The 307-nt window shown below is 59.0% G+C and carries 1 protein-coding gene; it reads right to left on the bottom strand.

The genetic code is table 11. From position 1 onward, the window contains the following. On the bottom strand, window positions 1-211 hold a 211-nt coding region (locus AF337_RS43390; protein WP_160320372.1), incomplete at its 3' end, for a hypothetical protein. Window positions 212-307 lie beyond the last annotated feature (96 nt).

The following is a 307-nucleotide window of genomic DNA, read 5'->3' as shown; positions in this document are numbered from 1 at the left end:
GCCGCATCACGACAAACCGGATAAACCCGACAAGCATGATGGCCGTGGCCGGCATGAACATCACGATCAGCACGATGATCACGACTATCACGATAAAGGGCATCATCGGGATCGTGACCGGGACCGCGATCACGACAAGGATCGCGATCGTGATGGGGACCGGAACCACGATAGGGGCCGGAATTTCAATCGCAACCGCTGATGCCGTCAATCGGCGACGCTCTTCTCGAAGCCATCCGGCACCTCGCGGAAGTGATCGCTTCTGCCGGATATCCGCTGGTAGAATTCCGCCAGCCCGCCGATCACC

The sequence above is a fragment of the Rhizobium ecuadorense genome (assembly GCF_001187535.1).
In the GTDB taxonomy this organism is placed as follows: Bacteria; Pseudomonadota; Alphaproteobacteria; order Rhizobiales; family Rhizobiaceae; genus Rhizobium; species Rhizobium ecuadorense.
This window is presented reverse-complemented; position numbering and strand designations above follow the sequence as displayed.